The following is an 18,828-nucleotide window of genomic DNA, read 5'->3' as shown; positions in this document are numbered from 1 at the left end:
TGAATGTTGGCGTCCTACGGCTTCGTGGTGAGCTAACGCTAAGGTAGGGCCGTATGGGTGCATAAGTCGAGTGGCGGGACTAGCCGATTGCCTTTTTCTGCGCTTCGAACAACTCGTTGCAGCCTTTTTCAGCGAGCTTCAGCAGTTCCTCGACTTCGGGCCGCGTCATCGGGCGTTCTTCGCCGGTGCCCTGGATCTCAATGAAGCCGCCATCTGAGCTCATCACGACATTCATGTCGCCTTCGCCGCCGGAGTCTTCGGGGTAGTCGAGGTCGAGGACCGGGTGGTCCTTGAAAAGGCCGACCGAGATGGCCGCGGCCTGTTTCTGGATCGGGTCGGTCTTGATGACGCCTTCTTCGCGCATGTATTTCAGCGCCAGCGCCATGGCGACAAAGCCGCCTGTGATCGAGGCCGTACGCGTGCCGCCATCGGCCTGGATGACGTCGCAGTCGATGGTGAGCTGGTTCTCTCCAAGGGCCGTGAGATCGACGACAGAGCGCAGCGAGCGGCCGATCAGGCGCTGGATTTCCTGCGTGCGGCCAGACTGCTTGCCGGCCGTGGCTTCGCGGCGGCCGCGTGTGTGTGTGGCGCGGGGCAGCATGCCATACTCGCCGGTGACCCAGCCCTTACCCTGTCCGCGCAGCCATGGCGGGACATTGTCCTGCCAGCTGGCGGTGCACAAAACATGGGTATGGCCAAACTTCGCCAGGCAGGAGCCTTCGGCGTAGCGGGTCACATTGGTCTCAAGCACAATATCGCGAAGCTGGTCAGCAGCGCGGCCGGATGGGCGCACGAGTGTCGTCATGGGGCATCTCCTTTTCTCACCGGGGGGTGAAGCGATTCCAGAGTGCCTTGTCCACCCGCATTTATGGCTGCAGCTGATTTTGCCTGTTCGGTCCGGGTGATGTCGAAGGTCCAGATCAGCAGCGCGGCGAGCGTATAGGCAATAACCGGGACACCGACGAAGACGAGCATCAGCCCGAGCACTGCGCCGTCGGAGTTCTCGCCGCCGGGGACAAAGCCGACAACGAGGCCCAGCAGGATGTAGGGGATGCCGATCGCGAAGCTCGCGCCGATCTTGTAGGCGGTCGACATCATCGAATAGTAGAGCCCGGCCCGGTTCTGCCCGCCGCGCACCTGCTCGGCCTCGACCAGGTCTGCCATCATGGAGCGTAGCAGGATGAAGGGCGACCCATAGCCGAGGCCCGAAACGACCACCGCAAAGACGAGCGGGATCAGACCGCCTCCCATCAGCGCGAAAACGAGATACAGGCTGAATGTGGCCGCAGACCACAGGCAGACGGTGCGCACGGCGATGTATTTCTCGGAGCGCTTCGACACCCACACCCAGAAGGGCATGGCTGCGAAGCCTGCAATGAAGTGGCACATGAGGACGAGGGGGGCGAGGTCGATGACGCCAAATCCCCACTCTGCCGCAAAGAGGAATGTGCCGGCGGTTCCGGCGATGGCGATGCCGATGCAGATTTCCGCCAGCAGCAGCCGCCACAGAGATTGCTGTCGCAGGGCGGTCATGATCGCGCGGGGGCTGAAATCGGCCTTGGGGGCATCGGCGTCGACCTTGGCATCCGGCACGCGCCACACGGCCAGCGTGATCGTGATGGGTAGGGCAATGACCAGGAACCAGCCCATCACCGAAATCTGCTCGGCGCGGGATACATCGCCTGCGCGCGCCAGGATGGTCGGTAGCGCCAGCATGACCAGCATGGTGCCGACGGTGAAAAGCTCTCGCCACATGAAGAGACGGGAGCGCTCATCATAGGAGGTCGCGATGTAAGGCGCCCAGGCCTGATGAGGCGTGAGGATCATGGTCGCGCCGATGTAGAAGAAGAACATCACGGCGGCGAGATAGAGCGGCGAGACGGGTGGGCCGACCGGATTATAGATGAGCCAGACGGCGGGCAGGACAATGGGAACGGCCAGGATGAGCCAGTGCTTCACCTTGCCGGAGCGCGTCGGTTTGGTATCGACCAGCCAGCCCATGACAGGGTCCGACACCAGGTCCCAGAAGCGCAGCAGCATGAAGATCAGGCCAACGAGCGCGGTGCCGAGCCCCATCTGTTCGGCATAGAAAGGCGCGATGAACACCGCCATCGGAAGGCTGACGGCCCCGAATGGAATTCCGACTGAACCGTATGCGATGACTTGCGAAAGGGGCAGTTTTGCTGGCACGGTCGTCATATAGTCCAGACAAGCTGATTTCCACGCTTGGTCCAAGTAAAAACGCCCTATTGAAACTATAGATTGCAATCCATATTGATTCCCGCGAGATGAGCGATAAAGCCCCCCACACCGGCCTTCTGCAAAGCCTTGATGCACGCTCGCGGCTGATCTTTCGCGAGATTGTGGAGACGTATCTGCAGACCGGTGAGCCGGTCGGGTCCCGTACGCTGTCAAAGGGGACGATTGGCCTGTCACCGGCTTCGATCCGCAATGTGATGTCGGACCTCACCGATCTGGGGCTTCTCGATAGTCCGCACATTTCAGCCGGGCGGATGCCGACCCATATCGGGCTCAGGCTGTTTGTGGATGGCTTTCTTGAAATGGGTGAGCCGACGGAGGCTGACCGGTCCGAGATTGAGGATCGGCTGCGCGCCAGTGGCCGCGATATGCAGGGCGTGCTGAAAGAGGCGTCATCCTTGCTGTCGGGGCTAGCGGGCGGGGCAGGGCTTGTGTCTTCGCCAACGCGGGAACGGCCGGTCCGTCATGTCGAGTTTGTGCCGCTAGCGACAGGCGAGGCCCTGTGCATTCTTGTTGATGAAGCGGGCGATGTAGAGAACCGGCTGGTCAAAATCCCTCCCGGGCTGCCGGCAACGACGCTCATCGAGGCTGGTAATTACCTCGCCGCCCGTATGAAAGGCCGCACGCTTCGCGAGGCCGCGCAGGCGGTTCGCGAAGAAATCAGTGAGCGGCGCGCGCAGCTGGACCAGGCGGCGACAAGTCTTGTCGAGCAGGGCCTCGCCGAATGGGGCGGGCAGGTGCCTGGTGAGGAGCGAGCGCTGATCGTGCATGGCCGCGCAAACCTTCTGGCCGATGCGCAGGCGGCCGAGAACATGGAACAGGTGCGCCAGCTGTTCGACATATTGGAACGCCAGCAGAGTATGCTGGACGTTCTGGATTCAACGCGGGAAGCTGAAGGCGTCAGGCTTTTTATCGGTTCGGAGAACAGGCTTTTTCCGTTGTCGGGTTCAAGCCTGATTGTTGCTCCCTATATGAACGCATCAAGACAGGTTATTGGCGCGCTCGGCGTGATCGGTCCGACCCGTCTCAATTATGCCCGTGTTATTCCGATGGTGGATTATACGGCGCGTGTGGTCGGGCAGATTCTTGGCGAGCGGCAACAGAGCTAGAAGAGTGAATAACTATGAGTGATGACCAGAAAAGACCGCCAGAGGCTGTAGAAACCGAGACGCTGGATGCGGGGTCTCCTGAATCCGAAGCGCTGGAAGAGGCCGCGACTGCAGAAGACGCAGCGGCTGAGATTGAAACGCGTATGGCCGAACTCGAAGGCGAGGTTGCCATCGCAAAGGACCAGTTGTTGCGCACGCTCGCCGAGGCTGAAAACGTCCGCAAGCGCGCTGCCAAGGAAGTCGCTGATGCGCGCGTCTATGCCGTTGAGAAGTTTGCCGCAGACCTGCTGAACGTGTCCGACAATCTTGCACGGGCACTCGGCGCCCTGCCGGATGATGAGCGCGAGGCGCTGACGGAGGCCGGACAGAACCTGCTCGGCGGCATCGAGATGACGCAGAAGGAGCTGCACACAGTGCTCGCACGCCACGGCGTGACGGCGATCGATGCAGCGCCGGGTGCGACCTTCGACCCGAACATGCACCAGGCGGTCAGCCAGATCCCGTCCGAGCACGCCGCCGGCACGATCGCGGAAACCTTCCAGTCTGGCTGGAAGATCGGCGAACGGACGCTGAGAGCGGCGATGGTTGCGGTGAGCGCGGGCAAGACGAACTAGGCTGCTGCGTCGGCTGGCGCATAAATCAACCTTAAATTTTAGCGGTTTGTTGATGGAAACTGGCTAGGCGAGTTCTGCGCGAGCGGAGCGAAGCCTCATGTCAGTTTCGAAGGCTAAAACCAGACGTCGACTGTTTTATTCGGCGGTCATCATCGCGCTTGCGATGCTGGCTTTTGGAGAGATTTACAGCGCAATTCGCTTTCGGCGGGTTTTCCTGATTATGCCTTATCTGGAAATACTCGCGAACAGAGCGTTTGTGGCGCTGATCTGGAGCATGGCGCTCGTCTGGATCGGCCGGCGGTTTGGCGGCAGTCTGCGTTTCGTATGGATCGCCGCCCTGACCGCACCGATCACGTACAGATTCTTGGCGACGCTGATCACTGATCTGGTTTTGCTACCATTGAGTGTTGTGCTGCGTGGGAGCCGCGCGGCTTTTCGCGGCATACCATTGGACCGAATCTTTGACGGGTTCATTTTTCGCCAGTACTGGATGCTCCCGATCACAACGATTGTGATGGTGCTTTTCACAGCGAGCCTTCTCTATTGCGCTTCAGCCTATTTCCGGATCTTCGACGCGGAGGAGCCTGGGGCGACAGAAAAACTTACGACTTCGAATCAGGCCGCAGGCCTGTTCCGCGATCCTGATACAACGGTGCTTCCTGCGGCAGTGCTCTCCTGTGTCGCCAATCCTGTAACGCTTTTCAGCTTCGGTGTGCTTCTTGTGATGGCGGACGGACGCGACACGTTGGGCATCGGTCGAGCGGGCAGTACGACAGCGATAGGCGTTTTGGCGGCCTATCTGGTGGCATATGCAGTCTTTTATTCCTGGCTTGGGCCGCGGGTCAGCAATTTCTGGATAATGCTGGCAAAGGGACTGGTCGTTGCGGTCGGCTTCTTTCCGGTCGCCGTATTATGCGGCGCGGCTCTGACAAGTCTGATCCGTTTCGGTAGCGTCAGCGATGGCGTGGCATTTCTGGCCTTTTTCGCAGGGGCGTTTGGCGGCCTTCCAATTCTGGCCGCGTCGCTTGTCGGGATCCTCATCACACGGTTCTTCGTATACGGCTGGAAAGATGGTTCGGACAAATCGGCAGACCCCTCCGACAGCGAAGCGGTGTCCGTATCATGACCGAGACTGCGCCGATGCTGCGGACCCGGAAGTACCGCTTTCTGATGCTGATGCTCGCCTGGTTTGCGATCGGTCCGCTCAATCCACTGCCGGCTCTGGCAGAGGCGCTGCAGATCACCGACCTAGATAGATCGCAGCTCGCCTGGCTGATCCTGCCGCCAAGCATCATGTACGGCACTGTCCTGTTTTGCCGCCTCATATCCTCGCCCGTCATGCAAGCGACTGAGCTGCGGCTGCTTACATTTTCGCTGTGGGTGGGCGGCGCTTTCCTAATGATTGTCGTATTCAGCCTTGGGCTGCTCATCCTGCTGCCACAGGCATGGGTTGAAGCGCTCGTCTGCGGAATTCCGTCAATGCTCTGGGGCTACCTGATCATCCGGTACGGCGTTCTTGAGTGGAAGCCAATTGGCGCTGAGATTGGCGCACAATCCGTTTGATCAGCTAGTTCCTTCGCGAGTTGGTCTGCCTACCGCTCCACCAGTTCCACACGTCTGTTCTTCTCTCTGCCGGCGTCGCCGGAGTTGGAGAAAACCGGAGACAGCGGGCCGACGCCGTGGGGCTCGAGGCGGTCAGAGGCGATGTCATAGTCCTGTTTGAGGGCGTCTGCGACGGCCATGGCGCGGTCTGAGGAGAGTTTGCTGTTATAGGCAAACGTCCCTTTGGAGTCGGTGTGGCCGACGACGTAGAAGCTCTTGTCCGGATTGGCATTGAGATATTGCGCGATGGCGTCGAGAGCCGGTTTGGATTCGGCTTTCAGGGTTGCCTTGTCGAAATCGAAGACGATGCCGTCGAGCACGACCCGGCCATATTCCTCAATGTCAGAGCCCATGGCTTCGGCATCGACAACGACCAGACCTGTCTCGGCCGCTTCGACTTCCACGATGTCGATCAGTGTGCCGACATACGCCTCAGCATGCTGTTCTACCGTGATCACGACATAGGCGGTCCCTTCGGCGCGGTCCTTCTTCGCGACGATGCTGCCAGCCCCGCCGGAGGTCGATGTGCCGGCCTTCATCGTGTTGGCTTCGCCGCCCTTGCTCAGGGGATCGAGGATAAAATACACCTCCTGCCAGGTGCGCGAGCCGACATCACTGCCGCGCCGGTCCGCCGACATGCCCTTGCCGAGAATCTCGAAGTCCTCAGCTTCCAGCGCATCGAGATAGTTCTTGTAGATTTCAGACCAGGTGCGGTCGGTCCCTTCATATTTGTAGAAGGTGCGCGTCAGCCGGCCTTCGGTCTCGATGAGGTCGTCGATGCGCCGGTAGCCGGTCACCGGTCCGACCGGCACCGTATAGGGCTGGTAATTCTCGATGTGCTGCCAGGCGATCACCTGGCCTGGATAGCGCTCGAACATTGGATGTTCGACGGCGCCGTCAATATCCTGAGCGACCGTGATGGCTGGCGTTATAGCGACTGAAGCTGCCAGAATGGCAGCGCGAAAAAGCTTGATCATTGCGTCCTCCCACAGAACTGGCGCCCATATAAGTATGGTTAACGGTTTATGACCATAGGTGAGGCCATAAAAACTCGTGGTGTTGACCTGACCGAGCGGCCGATAGGGACGAGTCCTTATTGCACACTGGAATTACAGCGATTTCACGCAGTGACCTCACCGAAATGTGAGCCAGCCTCTTGAGCCTGCGCATCGCCTTCCCATATCGCAGCAGTAAGACGCGTCTGCCCCTGCAGGCGCACAGTTCACAATCCAAGAGCTGCCGTTTCAGGGCGCTGCCCGACAGGCCCCAAGAGCGAAGCGGCGGCGGCTAAAACAAGAGAGTGATAAAAATGGGAAAAATCATTGGTATCGACCTCGGCACCACCAATAGTTGTGTGGCCGTCATGGATGGCGGAGAAGCCAAGGTCATCGAAAACTCCGAAGGCGCACGCACGACCCCGTCTGTTGTGGCCTTCACCGAAGGCGGCGAACGCCTCATCGGTATGCCGGCGCGCCGTCAGGCCGTCACCAACCCGGACTTTACGTTCTATGCGATCAAGCGCCTGATCGGCCGTCAGTTCGATGACCCGACCGCGCAGAAGGACAAGGAAATCTCGCCCTTCGAGATCGTGAAGGGCAATAATGGCGACGCCTGGGTCAAAGGCCGCGACAAGGAATACGCGCCGCAGGAAATCTCCGCTTTCATCCTGACCAAGATGAAAGAGACCGCTGAAGCCTATCTCGGCGACGAGGTCACGCAGGCCGTGATTACCGTTCCGGCCTACTTCAACGACGCCCAGCGTCAGGCGACCAAGGATGCCGGCAAGATTGCGGGCCTCGAAGTGCTCCGCATCATCAACGAGCCGACGGCCGCTGCGCTGGCCTATGGCCTCGACAAGGACACCAACAAGACGATCGCCGTCTATGACCTCGGTGGTGGTACGTTCGACGTGTCCATCCTCGAAATCGGTGATGGTGTCTTTGAAGTGCTTTCGACCAATGGCGACACCTTCCTCGGCGGTGAAGACTTCGACCTTCGCATCGTCGACTTCCTCGTGACCGAGTTCAAAAAGGACCAGGGCATCGACCTGTCGAAAGACAAGCTCGCCCTGCAGCGCCTGAAGGAAGAAGCCGAGAAAGCCAAGAAAGAGCTGTCATCTGCCAGCCAGTACGAAGTGAACCTGCCGTTCATTACGGCTGACCAGACCGGCCCGAAACACCTGAACATCAAGCTCAGCCGTGCGAAATTCGAGAGCCTCGTCGAGGACCTTGTGAAGCGCACCATCGATCCTTGTAAGAAAGCGCTTGCCGATGCTGGTAAGTCGACCTCCGAGATTGACGAAGTCGTTCTCGTTGGCGGCATGACCCGCATGCCGGCTGTTCAGTCTGCCGTGAAGGATTTCTTCGGCAAGGAGCCGCACAAGGGCGTGAACCCGGATGAGGTTGTGGCCATCGGTGCTGCGATCCAGGGCGGCGTGCTGCAAGGCGACGTGAAAGACGTTGTCCTGCTCGACGTGACGCCTCTGTCGCTCGGTATCGAGACGCTCGGCGGTGTGTTCACACGTCTGATCGACCGCAACACGACAATCCCGACGAAGAAGGGTCAGACCTTCTCGACCGCTGAAGACAATCAGCCGGCCGTGACGATCCGCGTCTTCCAGGGTGAGCGCGAGATGGCGGCCGACAACAAGATCCTCGGCCAGTTCAATCTGGAAGGCATTCCGCCAGCACCGCGCGGTGTCCCGCAGATTGAAGTGACCTTCGACATTGACGCCAACGGCATCGTGTCGGTCAGCGCCAAGGACAAGGCGACCAATAAAGAGCAGAAGATCACCATTCAGGCGAATGGCGGCCTCTCTGACGATGAAATCAAGAACATGATGAAGGACGCCGAGTCCAACGCAGAGGCTGACAAGAAGCGCCGCGAACTGGTGGAAGCCAAGAATGGTGCAGAGGCCCTCGCTCATCAGACCGAGAAGCAGCTCTCCGAGCATGGCGACAAGGTCGACGCAGAGGTGAAGGCCGAGATCGAGAAAGCGTCTGAAGAGCTTAAAAAGGCTGCGGAAGGCGAAGATCTTGCCGACATCCAGGCCAAGCATCAGGCTCTGATGACGGCAGCCATGAAGCTCGGCGAAGCCATTTATGCGAGCCAGCAGGCCGATTCGGCTGAGTCAGACGCGAAAGCCGATGCAGCCGCTGACGGTGATGACGATGTCGTCGATGCTGACTTTGAAGAAGTGGACGACGACCGCAAGTCGGCCTAGAGCTTCGTAGCGTAATGTAAAATCAGGCGCCCCGCAGATTCTGCGGGGCGTTTTACTATAAGGGTCCGAACCGTATGATCTTTGGCGCACAAGAGGGCGAGAGCGTAAATACCGAGGATCTCGGTATTATTTCCACGCTCATGGATTACTGGACCCAGGTCGACGAGGTCCTCAACACCGGTTTCCTGGGCCAACCGATCGGCCGGGGTGTCCTCGCCATTGTCATATTGCTCGTGGCCTATCTTGTGCGCGGCCTGGTCGCGCATATTATTGCGGGAACAATTGGCAAGCTCGCTGGCAAAACCCAAACCAAATTCGATGACAATCTGGTCAAGGCGATCAAGCCGCCTCTGACGCTGCTGCCGATTTCAGCAGGCATCTTCTTTGCCGCTCAGGCGATGGGGGCGGAAGGCGAAGTCGACGACTTCTTCATCGCTGTCACCAAATCGATCGTCATCGGCGCCATCTTCTGGGCGATCTTCCGGATGATCACGCCGCTGCTTCTCCTCATCAGAGGCATGCGCCGCATATTCGGCGAGACGTTCCTGGGCTGGATAAGCCGTATTCTGAAAGCGATTGTCGTCTTTGTGGGCGGTGCGGCGGTCCTGGACGTGTGGGGCGTGCCTGTGCTGCCATTCCTTGCCTCGCTGTCGCTCCTGTCCGTCGCTGTCGCGCTGGGCGCGCAGGACCTGTTCAAGAACCTTATTGGCGGGATGACAATCATCGGCGAACGCCGCCTCTCCAAAGGGGACTGGGTGTTCGTGGACGGTGTCGTCGAGGGCACGGTTGAGGATGTGGGCTTCCGCTCGACGACCGTGCGCCGCTTTGACAAGGCACCTGTCTATGTGCCGAACTCGAAGCTCGCGGATAATCCGCTGACCAACTTCTCGCGCATGACGCATCGCCGGATCTACTGGAAGATCGGGCTGGAATATCGCACGACCGATGACCAGCTTGCGGCCATTCGCGGCGCGATTGAGAGCTATATCGCCGACAGTGACGATTTCGCGCCGGCTGCGGACGTCTCGACCTTCGTCCATGTCGACGAGTTCTCCGACAGCTCGGTCAACATCATGGTCTATTGCTTTACCAAGACCACGGTCTGGGGCGAGTGGCTGGCCATCAAGGAACAGCTGGCCTTCCACATCAAGAAGATCGTTGAAGACGAGGGGGCGAGCTTTGCCTTCCCGAGCCGGTCTCTCTATTTCGAGAAAATGCCGGATGGGTTTGCGCCTGAGGCGTTCACCCCGCCGTCTGACGAGGATGATGAGGCGGCCGATGCGTCTTCTGGTGAGGCAGAAGGCGGCGACGATGATGACGTGCCAGACACGCAGGAAAGCGAGAGCGTGGCCGCGTCGAAGCGTCAGTCGTCAAAGTCGTCCAAAGGGCCGCGCGCTGCGGGAAGAGGCGTGGAAGGCGAGGGCGGCGACAAGGGCGAAGCCGAAGGTGGCGGCGGCAAAGGCGAGGGCTAGGCCTTCATTGTCACTCGTTAACATCTTTTGGTTGTGCGTAGACAATCTTAGAGGATATATTTATTCTCGACCGCATGTTGGGGATTTGTGAACAAGCTCGTAAGTGGTCAGTTCTCGTTGCGATTAGTTGCACGAGCTGTAGTTCTTTGCCGGAATCTGTGGGCTTGGGATCAAAATCTCTAAACTCCCTGCCAAACCTTCTCACATCCTACAGCATCGTTGCCGACATAGAAGAGATGTTGGAGCCTGACCGTTGCGACAGGTCTTCACAAGGGGCCGATTACTACGTCGAGACTGCTCATATTGATTATGACGATTACGACCAAAATGGTAGAGCCGCGCAAGCTTTGCTGGATACCTACAACTTTCGCGTTCTACTCCCTGAAGGTCCGTCGAGGGGAAAAATTTTATCAGTGTCAGTGCCTGCCGGATTCGTAACCGACCTTTATTCGAAGCCGGATTTCGCTCGACCTCTGACTAGGAGCACTAAAAAGGCACTATCTGCTTCAATCATTCACGACTGGCTTTATGCGGTCGGCGAAGCAGGTAACAAAAAGCAAAGGGCGATAGCCGATCAAGCCCTTCTTGGGATCATGAAGTTTTACGAGGTCGAAGAACGCGATGCCTGGTTCGTCAACTGGGCGGTCCGTAACTTCGGAAGCAAGCCATTTGGCGATTGGGAAGAGCTTCGTTTCTACAATAAGTGCTACTTCGGTAAGTGCTTGGAGCCTATTCCGTACCAGCTGGCATGGCTCCGGGAGAGTCCTGTTGCAGCACCTGACCCTGATCCGGAGCTTCGGGCGCAACTTTGGGCGCTGACAGTCTGCATTGTGGGCGTTTCTGAAGTTAGTTCATAGGTTGGCTTTCACTCAAACAAAAACCCCGACCATTTGGCCGGGGTTTTCTGACTGTTCGGATGAAAGAGAGCGTCAGGCCGCTGCCAGCGCCTCGTCTTTCGATTTTTTCGGGTCACGCAGGACATAGCCGCGGCCCCAGACGGTTTCGATATAGTGCTCGCCGCCCGGATTATCGGCGGTGGAGGTCGCTTTTGCGAGCTTCTTGCGGAGCTTACAGATGAAGACGTCGATGATCTTCAGTTCAGGTTCGTCCATGCCGCCATAAAGGTGGTTGAGGAACATTTCCTTGGTCAGCGTCGTGCCCTTCCGGAGGGAAAGAAGCTCGAACATCTGGTATTCCTTGCCGGTCAGGTGGACGCGGTCGCCATCGACTTCGACGGTCTTGGCATCGAGATTGACCAGGATTTCGCCAGTGCGGATGACGCTTTCAGCGTGACCTTTGGAGCGGCGAACGATTGCCGTGATGCGGGCAATCAGCTCGTCTTTGTTAAACGGCTTGGTTAGGTAATCGTCTGCACCGTAACCGAGCGTTTTAACTTTCGCTTCAATGTCTGGATTGCCTGAAAGAATCAGAACAGGAGTATTTACGCGGCTCATACGGAGCTGCTTGAGCACTTCGTAGCCGGAGATATCAGGGAGAGACAGGTCGAGGATAATAATATCGTACTCGTACACTTTGCCGAGGTCGACGCCCTCCTCACCGAGGTCGGTGGTGTAAATATTGAATCCTGCAGCCTTCAGCATCAGTTCTATGCTGCGGGCGACGGAGTTGTCGTCTTCGATTAGAAGAACTCTCATTTCCTTGCTCCCGAATCAGTCAGCGACAACCGTAGCCGCGTTGTTAACCAATGTGAATCTACGTACCGTTAATTACCAAGAATTTAACGCGGGCAGAAAATTGCCCAACTTTGTTCATACGTCTTAACAGTGAAGGTTCTGCCCGCCGCTGTTACCAATAAGAGTCTGAGCGATCGCGATCGCGTCCTGGACCGGCTGCGCTGAAGGATCTGTGGATATCAGAGTCCGTTGCGCACGCATCGCATCCCTGACCTTCTCATCACGCATGACAATCCCGGCAAGTGCCGGGCGGAAACCGAGAAACTGTTTCGACGCGCGGGCAATAGCCTCGTAAGTCTGCTGGCCCATGGCGCGTGTTGTCGCCTGGTTGATAATGATACTCTGCTCGACATCCGGCGCATAACCGCGAAGGACCTTGATGAAGGCGTAGCCGTCCGTCATCGAGGCCGGATCGTCAGTAATAACCATTAAGGCGCGATCGGCCGAACGGGCGAGACGCATGCAGTTGGCTTCGATGCCAGCGCCGAGGTCGAGAATGATCTTGTCGTACTGGAGAGAGAGGGCCGAGATGCCTGCTGTCAGGCGTGACACCTCGTCGGTGTCGAGCTCTGCCAGTGTGCCGGAACCAGAGCGGCCCGGAAGAACGTCAAATCCGCCCTGGCCAGCGCCGCCATCGACATTGATGACAGCGTCTTCAAGCTCGATCCAGCCTGCGACGACGGCTGCGAGGTCCGTCTCGGGTGCGATACCGAGCTGGACGTCGACGTTTGCGAGACCAAGGTCACCATCGACGAGCAGGGTCCGTTGGCCGGCCTGCGCCATGGCGCTGGCAAGCGTGATGGACATGAATGTCTTGCCGACGCCACCCTTTCCGGACGCGACGGCGATTATGGAACCGGGCTGGACACGCGCAGGCGTGCGTTTGCCTGGCGTATCCGATGGCCTGTCCATGGATTTTGGAAGCATGAAGCTCATATCAAGCAGCTCCTCTCAAAGCGATGTCTGCCGGAGCTTCTTCCAGCAGTATTTTCGATAGCCGTGCTGGGGCAGCCGGGACGAGCCCGCCGCCAATAAACGGGGTCACGGCAAGATGTGAGAAGGCGATGCCAGCGTTCGATAGCGCTGCAACAATGCCGCCGCGTCTGCGGGTCACATCCAGCTTGGTAACGATTGCGCGGCGCACACCAACATCGGCGAAGGCACGCGCAGCTTCTGCCTGGTCGTCGGGGTGGCCTTCTGCCGAGATGACGAGAACCGGTTCGGCGTCGATAACGGCGATCAGATCTTTAAGGCTGGCCATGTCTTCTTCATCGAAGGGGACAATCGCCGGCAGGTCGATAACGCAGCGATAGCCGTCCTTGCGGGCGCCGCGAAGCAGTTCGAAAAGAGTGTCCGGCGTGCTGGCCGAACGGATCTGGCGCTGCTCGAGTTCGAGATAAGCGGCCAGTTGGGCACCGCCAGCTGTCGCATCGAGGTCGGCGGCCACGGGAAGGATTTCGGTATTCGTGACGGCGGCGCGGCGGGTCATTTTCGCTGCGGTTGCCGTGCGGCCATGTCCGGGCGGACCGACCAGCAGGATGTCGCGCGTCGGCATTGCCGGTATCGGATCACAGGTAATAAGGGCGTCGAGGCCCGATGCCATGATTTCGGACGGGTCTTTAGACTTGGCACTCAACGGTGCGCCGGCGTCAGCAACGCGGTCTGCAAATCTTTGTGGAGCGCCATGCCAGAGGAGGGCGTCGCGGACCCGGTTGCGAAGCGGGTTCTCGTTCGCGCGGCCATGACCGTTATTGGCGTGCATCCGTGTCAGGAAGCGTGGCTCACTCGGGACCATGCCGCCGCCAAGTTTGTCGGTCGCGGCGCGAACTTCCACGCCACCAGGTACTTCACGCTCAGACAGGATAATCGCATCTTCGCCCATTTCGGCAAAGATCGCCGCCTTGGCGGCTTCGAAACTCTCAGCTGCGAACATTTTCATGCGCATGGGCAATAAACTCCACTTCTGGAATCACACCTTGGCGCGGAAAGGTTAACGAAATCTGTTGATTTGTTAGGGAGTCGGAAATCTATGCGAAAGAACTGTGGATAGCCTGCAGCTATCGAGCATCCGGCAATTTCAAAAGCCTATCAGGCCGCGTGCTTTTCGTCCACGATCTCGGAAAGCTTAACACCGAGCTCGCCGTTTGAGACGACCAGGCGGCCACGTGCCATGAGCCGGTCCGAGACATAGATATCGACAGGCTCATTGGTTTTCTTTTCGAGCGCCACGATTTCGCTCGGGCCGAGATTGAGCAGCGTTTCGATCGGCATGCGGGCCTCGCCCAGGACGACATCCACGCGGACTGGCACATCCATCAGGCTGGATTCGAGTGCGCGGTTATTCGTCATGTCCGGGTCTCCGTAGCAGCGAATCACAAGCCTCGCGCTGAATGGTTTCCGGGAAATGAACATTATCGTCCTGCCCGGAAAATCTATGCCTCAGGATTGGAAAAGATTGCCCTGGCCGTCAATCATTTCTGATGCGATCCGGCTGACCTGCGTGTTGATGTCTTGGCGGTCGGCTTCAGAAAGATCAATTCTTTCAAGTGTTTCGGCGAGGTCTATAATCTGCGCCAGCGCTGCTTTTAGCTGTTGAGTCGTGCTGCGGATCGCTTCGGCCTGCTGTTCGACCTGCTCATTGCGGATGAGGGCCGCCGTGCTTTGACGTGTGTCTTCCAGGAGGGCGGCTAGCTCGGCGACGCTGATGGAGATGCGGGTCTCCTGCTGGGCGTCTTCCGGCGCGGAGAAATCGCTGCGAAAGCCGAAGGGCGTGACGGTGGTGCGCTTTGATTGGCTCATTCGACAAGCTCATCCTGGTCGTTGGCAGAGAGAATGTCTCCGCGCTTGGCGAGGGTCCGGGCGAGCCGTGTGATATCCTGGCGTGCGTCTTCAATTTCGGCGCGGCGGACCGGGCCCATGGCGTCTATTTCAGTCAGGAGAAGATCGCCTGCACGCTTGGTCATATTGCGCAGAAACGCATCTCGAACGGGCGCCCGAGCGCCCTTCAGCGCAATCGCCAGAACAGAGCGATCAACAGAGGACAGAATGGTCTGGATGGCGGCCGGAGTGAGACCTGCCAGGTCGTTAAAGGTAAACATCAGGGCGCGGATACGCTGTCCGCTGCCAGGCTCGTTCTGGTCGAGAGAGGCCAGGAGACCGCTTTCGCCGCGGCCATCCAGTTCGTCGAATATACGTGCGACGGCTTCATGACCGTCATTGCTGGAAGTGCCGGAGCCAGAGGCAATGAGGTCGCCGACCGCAAGCTCGATCACCTGCATGGCTTCTTTGCGGATTCGGCCGAGGTGGAGCAGGCGTTGAAGGGCAGCGGTCGCCGTTTCGCGTGGAAGGGCGCGCACAGTGTTTGCGGCCGCGTCAGGCGCGAGACGGGACAGGATTACGGCGATGACCTGCGGGTTTTCCTGCTCAAAGCTGCGGGCGATATGCTCAGGGGCGAGCTGGCTGAGACGGGACCAGACGGAATTGGCTGGTGACGACTCCGCCTGGACTGGATGGGCCATGTAGCTGCGGACAAAGTCAGCCGCATCGTCGGCCTCACCGGTGTCGGTTCGATAGGGTGCAGGCGTATTCATGGCGACGCTGAGCTGGTCGGCTTCCTCAGGCGACAATTCTGCCCAGACACCTGCGGCGGCAGGCCCAAGCGCATTCATCAATCGGGCGGCGCGGGCGACGCCGCGTCCGTAAGCAGAGCGGTGGTCAGAAATTAGTGCTGGCAGGCTCATGAGCCTCCATCCTCGCTGGAATTGATCCAGCTTCTAATGATTTTTGCCGTTTCCTGCGGATTCTCACGTGCAATCCGGCGGGCTTCGGCGGCGCTGTCATTGTTGGCCGGAAGGTCTGGAACCTGCTTTGCGTGTAGGCGAGGCGTATCATTTGCGGGCAGGTCGACGCGCGGTGAAGCGGGCGCGGCAACCGGCTGCTCCTGCCTGTTGGTCAATAGAAGGAAGGCCAGCAACCCGCCTATAACGAGCAATCCGCCAAGTTCGATGAGCTGACCCGCTGAAAATCCGCCAGACAGGCCCGACGCAAATACAATCGGCTGGATCTGCAGTCTGTCGACGCTGGCATCATAGCCGGCGGCGGCGTCCAGGATCATCGAGACCTGATCATATTTCTGCGGATCGATGGCAAAGGCTTCCTTGGGTCGATTGACCAGGATCAGGAAGCTCTGTCCGCCATCAGCGGCCTGATGGATGGCGACGCGCACGTCGCCGCGGCCGAGAACCGGTTCGAGCAGATTGGTGAGTTCGGCCTGGGCCGGGGTCAGTTCGCTGCGATCAAGGCGATGATCGGTCAGGAAGCTGTTGGACCGCCATGCGAAGAGGCACGCGGTGATCGCCAGCGCTGCGAGCAAGGCGAGCCGCGTGCCTCCGGGCATGTTGGACTTAGTCGCTGACATGAAGCCTTTTTCCGCTACAGGGTGCCACCTGAAATCAGTGGCAGGGTCTGAACGCAAAATGCTCTATCAGCGTAAACGGCGCTTTAACGTTGGTGTCGAGGAGCCGCGATGGAGTGCCAGATGCCGAAGGGGATCAGGCGCGATATTGTTGTAGACGTGTGGTGCGCAGGCCTTTGGTGCCGTGCTTGTCGTAAAGTTTGTACCACCCGTTCAGTTCTTCTTCCGTCAGGGCGTAGCGATCGCACGCTTCCTTTCGGGAAAGAAGTCCCCCCCGGACAGCCGCGACGACTTCGGCCTTGCGGCGAGTCACCCAGCGGCTAATTCCGGGGGGCGGGAGATCTTCCCGGGTCATTGGAAGGCCGTCAGGCCCTTTTACGCTCAAAGTTCTCGCATTCTGCTGCGCCATGAGTTCCACCATTCTTAGCGGTTGATACCGAAGACGCTTCTGCGCCTATAAAAATGGTTCTACAGCACGCGTGTTAAATCAGATTTCAGCGAGATTTGTGAGTTTTCATGAAAATTGAAAACGTTCTTCCCGGACGTGTTAAATCCGTGTTCGCAAACCTGTCCCGGCATGGGGCAAGTGTGCCGGATCTGCACAGAATCATGCAGATTCAGGCCGAAACGCGCTCATCCGCCGGAATTGTGGACGCAATAAAACCTCCGCCCATTACACGATTTTTAGATGACAATTCGTACAGCACGCACGCCTGACCCTTGGCGACCCCCTCTTCGGGTAGCGTGAAATACACTGCAGGTTTATTTTCGTGCCATCCAAGCTTTGCGGGCAGCGGTTCTCTTGTGGACCTTACACGTGCAAGAACCGGCTGGGCGGCGTCGCAGGCTTCCTTCAGCGTGCCGTCGCCAAGCCAGTTCAGCTCTTCCATTGTGAGGCCAGCCGTCAGCAAGGCTTCGCGCGGGCCCACGATGACCTGGCGCGAGGCGGCGTCGATCCTGACGACGAAGAGCGGCTCTCCCGTCGCCACGCCAAGACCACGGCGCTGGCCGATCGTATAGTGGATCACGCCCTCATGCTGGCCGAGCACGCGCCCATCAAGGTGCACGATATCGCCGCCGCGACCGGAGCCGGGACGCATCTTCTTCACGACGTCCGCATAAGAGCCTTGAGGCACGAAGCAGATATCCTGGCTGTCCGGTTTTGCGGCGACCGGTAGTTTGTACTTTTCTGCAAGCACGCGAACTTCGGTCTTCGGAAGGTTGCCGAGCGGGAAGCGCAGATAGTCGAGCTGCTCATGCGTGGTCGCGAAGAGAAAGTAGGACTGGTCACGCGACGGGTCAGCGGCGCGGTGGAGCTCCGGCCCGTTCTCGGTATCGACCCGTCTTATATAATGTCCGGTCGCAAGGCAGTCAGCGCCAAGCTCCTTCGCGGTCGCGAGGAGATCGGAGAATTTAACCGTCTGGTTACAGCGAATGCACGGAATGGGCGTTGAGCCGGCGAGATAAGTGTCGGCGAAATCTTCCATCACCTGTTCGCGGAACCGGCTCTCATAGTCGAGCACGTAATGCGGGATGCCGATCTGGTCGGCGACATTGCGGGCATCGTGGATGTCCTGACCCGCGCAGCAGGCGCCCTTCTTCTCGATGGCCGCGCCATGATCGTAGAGCTGAAGTGTGATCCCGACGACGTCATAGCCTTCATCGGCCAGCATCGCGGCGACAACAGAGCTGTCGACACCGCCAGACATGGCAGCGACGACGCGCGTTTCGGATGGGGGTTTGGCAAAGCCAAGCGAATTGAGCTCGCCCGTCGGGGCGCTCTGATTGACGGTCTTCATTTTAGCTCTCCAGCGGGTTCAAGGGCCCGTGCAAAGGTTTCGTATGCTTGGGCATATAACGCCGCTGGAGAGTATTGTCAGCGTTTCAAGTCAGAGACTCTCGACGCTTTGCGTTTCACCGTCGATCAGCGAAAGTATTTTCCATGTTTGGCGATGTACGGTCATGACTTCATTGACCGCATAAGCTGCCCATCCAATGAAGCCCCAGGCGAAGATGGCCAAAGGGCCCAAAAATGCCGAAGCCACCAGACCGATAATCACGACAATCGAAAAGAATAACCAGAAAAAGAACGAGCCCACCGGGTTGAATTTGTTCCGTTTGGACCAATACGACCCGGTGGTGATGTTCTTGTCGCCAACCTTCTTTTTGCCATACCACAGGACAGCGACCTGGTCGCCCGGAGAGTACTTCCCGGATACATTGACATCACTCTGCGAACCATTGTCCCATTTGACCCTGAGCTCTGACCAATGGGAGGTGTGAGAGCTAATTGAATGATGTCCGCCTCCTGAGACATGAGTCTCGCTCATTCGCTGAGATGAAATAACGGTGCCTCTCCTGAAGTCGAACTTTTTCTTGAACGCCATGTCTATTGCCTTTCCCGTAAAGCGTCAGATCGGCAATCAACTGGCTCTGGGAGG

General features: G+C 58.6%; 20 protein-coding genes. 7 read left to right on the top strand and 13 right to left on the bottom strand.

From position 1 onward, the window contains the following. Positions 1-79: 79 nt before the first annotated feature. Both rph and WNY37_RS15900 read right to left on the bottom strand, forming a co-directional pair. Positions 80-805 carry a ribonuclease PH gene (gene rph / locus WNY37_RS15905; RefSeq protein WP_342974377.1) on the bottom strand — a complete coding sequence of 242 codons (726 nt, stop codon included), beginning with the start codon at positions 803-805 and terminating at the stop codon, positions 80-82. After that, entirely contained in the window at positions 802-2,235 is a 1,434-nt protein-coding gene (locus WNY37_RS15900; protein WP_342974376.1) for an MFS transporter, read from the bottom strand. The genes rph and WNY37_RS15900 overlap by 4 nt, the downstream gene beginning before the upstream one ends. 53 nt (positions 2,236-2,288) lie before the next feature. Between WNY37_RS15900 and hrcA the strand changes: the two genes are divergently transcribed. From hrcA to WNY37_RS15880, 4 genes are all read left to right on the top strand, one after another. Beyond that, a complete protein-coding gene (gene hrcA / locus WNY37_RS15895; RefSeq protein WP_342974375.1) occupies positions 2,289-3,368 on the top strand; it encodes a heat-inducible transcriptional repressor HrcA in 1,080 nt (359 codons plus the stop codon). Positions 3,369-3,382: 14 nt separating this feature from the next. Continuing rightward, the gene (locus tag WNY37_RS15890) at positions 3,383-3,982 is read left to right on the top strand and encodes a nucleotide exchange factor GrpE (RefSeq protein WP_342974374.1); all 600 of its coding nucleotides are present in this window, start codon (positions 3,383-3,385) and stop codon (positions 3,980-3,982) included. Positions 3,983-4,079: 97 nt separating this feature from the next. Beyond that, on the top strand, positions 4,080-5,108 hold the full coding sequence (locus tag WNY37_RS15885; RefSeq protein WP_342974373.1) for a hypothetical protein: 1,029 nt from the start codon (positions 4,080-4,082) through the stop codon (positions 5,106-5,108). Further along, positions 5,105-5,545 (top strand): hypothetical protein, encoded by a 441-nt coding sequence (locus tag WNY37_RS15880; protein ID WP_342974372.1) that lies wholly within the window; start codon positions 5,105-5,107, stop codon positions 5,543-5,545. The genes WNY37_RS15885 and WNY37_RS15880 overlap by 4 nt, the downstream gene beginning before the upstream one ends. A 29-nt stretch (positions 5,546-5,574) precedes the next feature. Here WNY37_RS15880 and WNY37_RS15875 read toward each other — a convergent pair whose 3' ends face one another. Then, positions 5,575-6,561: an OmpA family protein gene (locus tag WNY37_RS15875; RefSeq protein ID WP_342974371.1), complete on the bottom strand. Its 987-nt coding sequence runs from the start codon at positions 6,559-6,561 to the stop codon at positions 5,575-5,577. Positions 6,562-6,893: 332 nt separating this feature from the next. Between WNY37_RS15875 and dnaK the strand changes: the two genes are divergently transcribed. The 3 genes from dnaK (at position 6,894) to WNY37_RS15860 (ending at position 11,136) form a co-directional block, all read left to right on the top strand. Next, positions 6,894-8,807, top strand: coding sequence for a molecular chaperone DnaK (gene dnaK / locus WNY37_RS15870; protein ID WP_342974370.1), 1,914 nt, complete (start codon positions 6,894-6,896; stop codon positions 8,805-8,807). A 74-nt stretch (positions 8,808-8,881) separates the two neighbouring features. Further along, on the top strand, positions 8,882-10,279 hold the full coding sequence (locus WNY37_RS15865; protein ID WP_342974369.1) for a mechanosensitive ion channel family protein: 1,398 nt from the start codon (positions 8,882-8,884) through the stop codon (positions 10,277-10,279). 146 nt (positions 10,280-10,425) lie between these two features. Next, on the top strand, positions 10,426-11,136 hold the full coding sequence (locus tag WNY37_RS15860) for a DUF1353 domain-containing protein (protein ID WP_342974368.1): 711 nt from the start codon (positions 10,426-10,428) through the stop codon (positions 11,134-11,136). A 72-nt stretch (positions 11,137-11,208) separates the two neighbouring features. Here WNY37_RS15860 and WNY37_RS15855 read toward each other — a convergent pair whose 3' ends face one another. From WNY37_RS15855 to WNY37_RS15810, 10 genes are all read right to left on the bottom strand, one after another. Continuing rightward, entirely contained in the window at positions 11,209-11,934 is a 726-nt protein-coding gene (locus WNY37_RS15855; RefSeq protein WP_342974367.1) for a response regulator transcription factor, read from the bottom strand. A 123-nt stretch (positions 11,935-12,057) separates the two neighbouring features. Beyond that, complete coding sequence (locus WNY37_RS15850) at positions 12,058-12,909, bottom strand: AAA family ATPase (protein WP_342974366.1); 852 nt, start codon at positions 12,907-12,909, stop codon at positions 12,058-12,060. Between the two features lies 1 nt (position 12,910). Continuing rightward, positions 12,911-13,918: a flagellar biosynthesis protein FlhF-like protein gene (locus WNY37_RS15845; protein WP_342974365.1), complete on the bottom strand. Its 1,008-nt coding sequence runs from the start codon at positions 13,916-13,918 to the stop codon at positions 12,911-12,913. A 143-nt stretch (positions 13,919-14,061) separates the two neighbouring features. After that, positions 14,062-14,322, bottom strand: a complete 261-nt coding sequence (locus WNY37_RS15840; RefSeq protein WP_342974364.1) for a FliM/FliN family flagellar motor switch protein — start codon at positions 14,320-14,322, stop codon at positions 14,062-14,064. Positions 14,323-14,412: 90 nt separating this feature from the next. Then, positions 14,413-14,772, bottom strand: a complete 360-nt coding sequence (locus WNY37_RS15835; protein ID WP_342974363.1) for a hypothetical protein — start codon at positions 14,770-14,772, stop codon at positions 14,413-14,415. Next, entirely contained in the window at positions 14,769-15,713 is a 945-nt protein-coding gene (locus WNY37_RS15830; RefSeq protein ID WP_342974362.1) for a FliG C-terminal domain-containing protein, read from the bottom strand. Before WNY37_RS15830 ends, WNY37_RS15835 begins: the two co-directional genes overlap by 4 nt. Continuing rightward, positions 15,710-16,390 carry a hypothetical protein gene (locus tag WNY37_RS15825; RefSeq protein ID WP_342974361.1) on the bottom strand — a complete coding sequence of 227 codons (681 nt, stop codon included), beginning with the start codon at positions 16,388-16,390 and terminating at the stop codon, positions 15,710-15,712. The genes WNY37_RS15830 and WNY37_RS15825 overlap by 4 nt, the downstream gene beginning before the upstream one ends. Before the next feature lie 133 nt (positions 16,391-16,523). After that, positions 16,524-16,796 carry a DUF1153 domain-containing protein gene (locus WNY37_RS15820; RefSeq protein ID WP_342974360.1) on the bottom strand — a complete coding sequence of 91 codons (273 nt, stop codon included), beginning with the start codon at positions 16,794-16,796 and terminating at the stop codon, positions 16,524-16,526. Positions 16,797-17,004: 208 nt separating this feature from the next. Then, positions 17,005-18,186 (bottom strand): tRNA 2-thiouridine(34) synthase MnmA, encoded by a 1,182-nt coding sequence (gene mnmA, locus WNY37_RS15815; RefSeq protein WP_342974359.1) that lies wholly within the window; start codon positions 18,184-18,186, stop codon positions 17,005-17,007. Between the two features lie 90 nt (positions 18,187-18,276). Then, entirely contained in the window at positions 18,277-18,774 is a 498-nt protein-coding gene (locus WNY37_RS15810) for a hypothetical protein (protein ID WP_342974358.1), read from the bottom strand. Positions 18,775-18,828: the final 54 nt, after the last annotated feature.

Source organism: Henriciella sp. AS95 (genome assembly GCF_038900055.1).
Taxonomy (GTDB): Bacteria; Pseudomonadota; Alphaproteobacteria; order Caulobacterales; family Hyphomonadaceae; genus Henriciella.
This window is presented reverse-complemented; position numbering and strand designations above follow the sequence as displayed.

What these genes read in the sequence shown, in the direction of transcription:
- rph (WP_342974377.1), bottom strand. Translation starts at nt 805, where the DNA reads ATGACGACACTCGTGCGCCCATCCGGCCGCGCTGCTGACCAGCTTCGC.
- hrcA (WP_342974375.1), top strand. Translation starts at nt 2,289, where the DNA reads ATGAGCGATAAAGCCCCCCACACCGGCCTTCTGCAAAGCCTTGATGCA.
- WNY37_RS15890 (WP_342974374.1), top strand. Translation starts at nt 3,383, where the DNA reads ATGAGTGATGACCAGAAAAGACCGCCAGAGGCTGTAGAAACCGAGACG.
- WNY37_RS15885 (WP_342974373.1), top strand. Translation starts at nt 4,080, where the DNA reads ATGTCAGTTTCGAAGGCTAAAACCAGACGTCGACTGTTTTATTCGGCG.
- WNY37_RS15880 (WP_342974372.1), top strand. Translation starts at nt 5,105, where the DNA reads ATGACCGAGACTGCGCCGATGCTGCGGACCCGGAAGTACCGCTTTCTG.
- WNY37_RS15875 (WP_342974371.1), bottom strand. Translation starts at nt 6,561, where the DNA reads ATGATCAAGCTTTTTCGCGCTGCCATTCTGGCAGCTTCAGTCGCTATA.
- dnaK (WP_342974370.1), top strand. Translation starts at nt 6,894, where the DNA reads ATGGGAAAAATCATTGGTATCGACCTCGGCACCACCAATAGTTGTGTG.
- WNY37_RS15865 (WP_342974369.1), top strand. Translation starts at nt 8,882, where the DNA reads ATGATCTTTGGCGCACAAGAGGGCGAGAGCGTAAATACCGAGGATCTC.
- WNY37_RS15855 (WP_342974367.1), bottom strand. Translation starts at nt 11,934, where the DNA reads ATGAGAGTTCTTCTAATCGAAGACGACAACTCCGTCGCCCGCAGCATA.
- WNY37_RS15850 (WP_342974366.1), bottom strand. Translation starts at nt 12,909, where the DNA reads ATGAGCTTCATGCTTCCAAAATCCATGGACAGGCCATCGGATACGCCA.
- WNY37_RS15845 (WP_342974365.1), bottom strand. Translation starts at nt 13,918, where the DNA reads ATGCGCATGAAAATGTTCGCAGCTGAGAGTTTCGAAGCCGCCAAGGCG.
- WNY37_RS15840 (WP_342974364.1), bottom strand. Translation starts at nt 14,322, where the DNA reads ATGACGAATAACCGCGCACTCGAATCCAGCCTGATGGATGTGCCAGTC.
- WNY37_RS15835 (WP_342974363.1), bottom strand. Translation starts at nt 14,772, where the DNA reads ATGAGCCAATCAAAGCGCACCACCGTCACGCCCTTCGGCTTTCGCAGC.
- WNY37_RS15830 (WP_342974362.1), bottom strand. Translation starts at nt 15,713, where the DNA reads ATGAGCCTGCCAGCACTAATTTCTGACCACCGCTCTGCTTACGGACGC.
- WNY37_RS15825 (WP_342974361.1), bottom strand. Translation starts at nt 16,390, where the DNA reads ATGTCAGCGACTAAGTCCAACATGCCCGGAGGCACGCGGCTCGCCTTG.
- WNY37_RS15820 (WP_342974360.1), bottom strand. Translation starts at nt 16,796, where the DNA reads ATGGCGCAGCAGAATGCGAGAACTTTGAGCGTAAAAGGGCCTGACGGC.
- mnmA (WP_342974359.1), bottom strand. Translation starts at nt 18,186, where the DNA reads ATGAAGACCGTCAATCAGAGCGCCCCGACGGGCGAGCTCAATTCGCTT.
- WNY37_RS15810 (WP_342974358.1), bottom strand. Translation starts at nt 18,774, where the DNA reads ATGGCGTTCAAGAAAAAGTTCGACTTCAGGAGAGGCACCGTTATTTCA.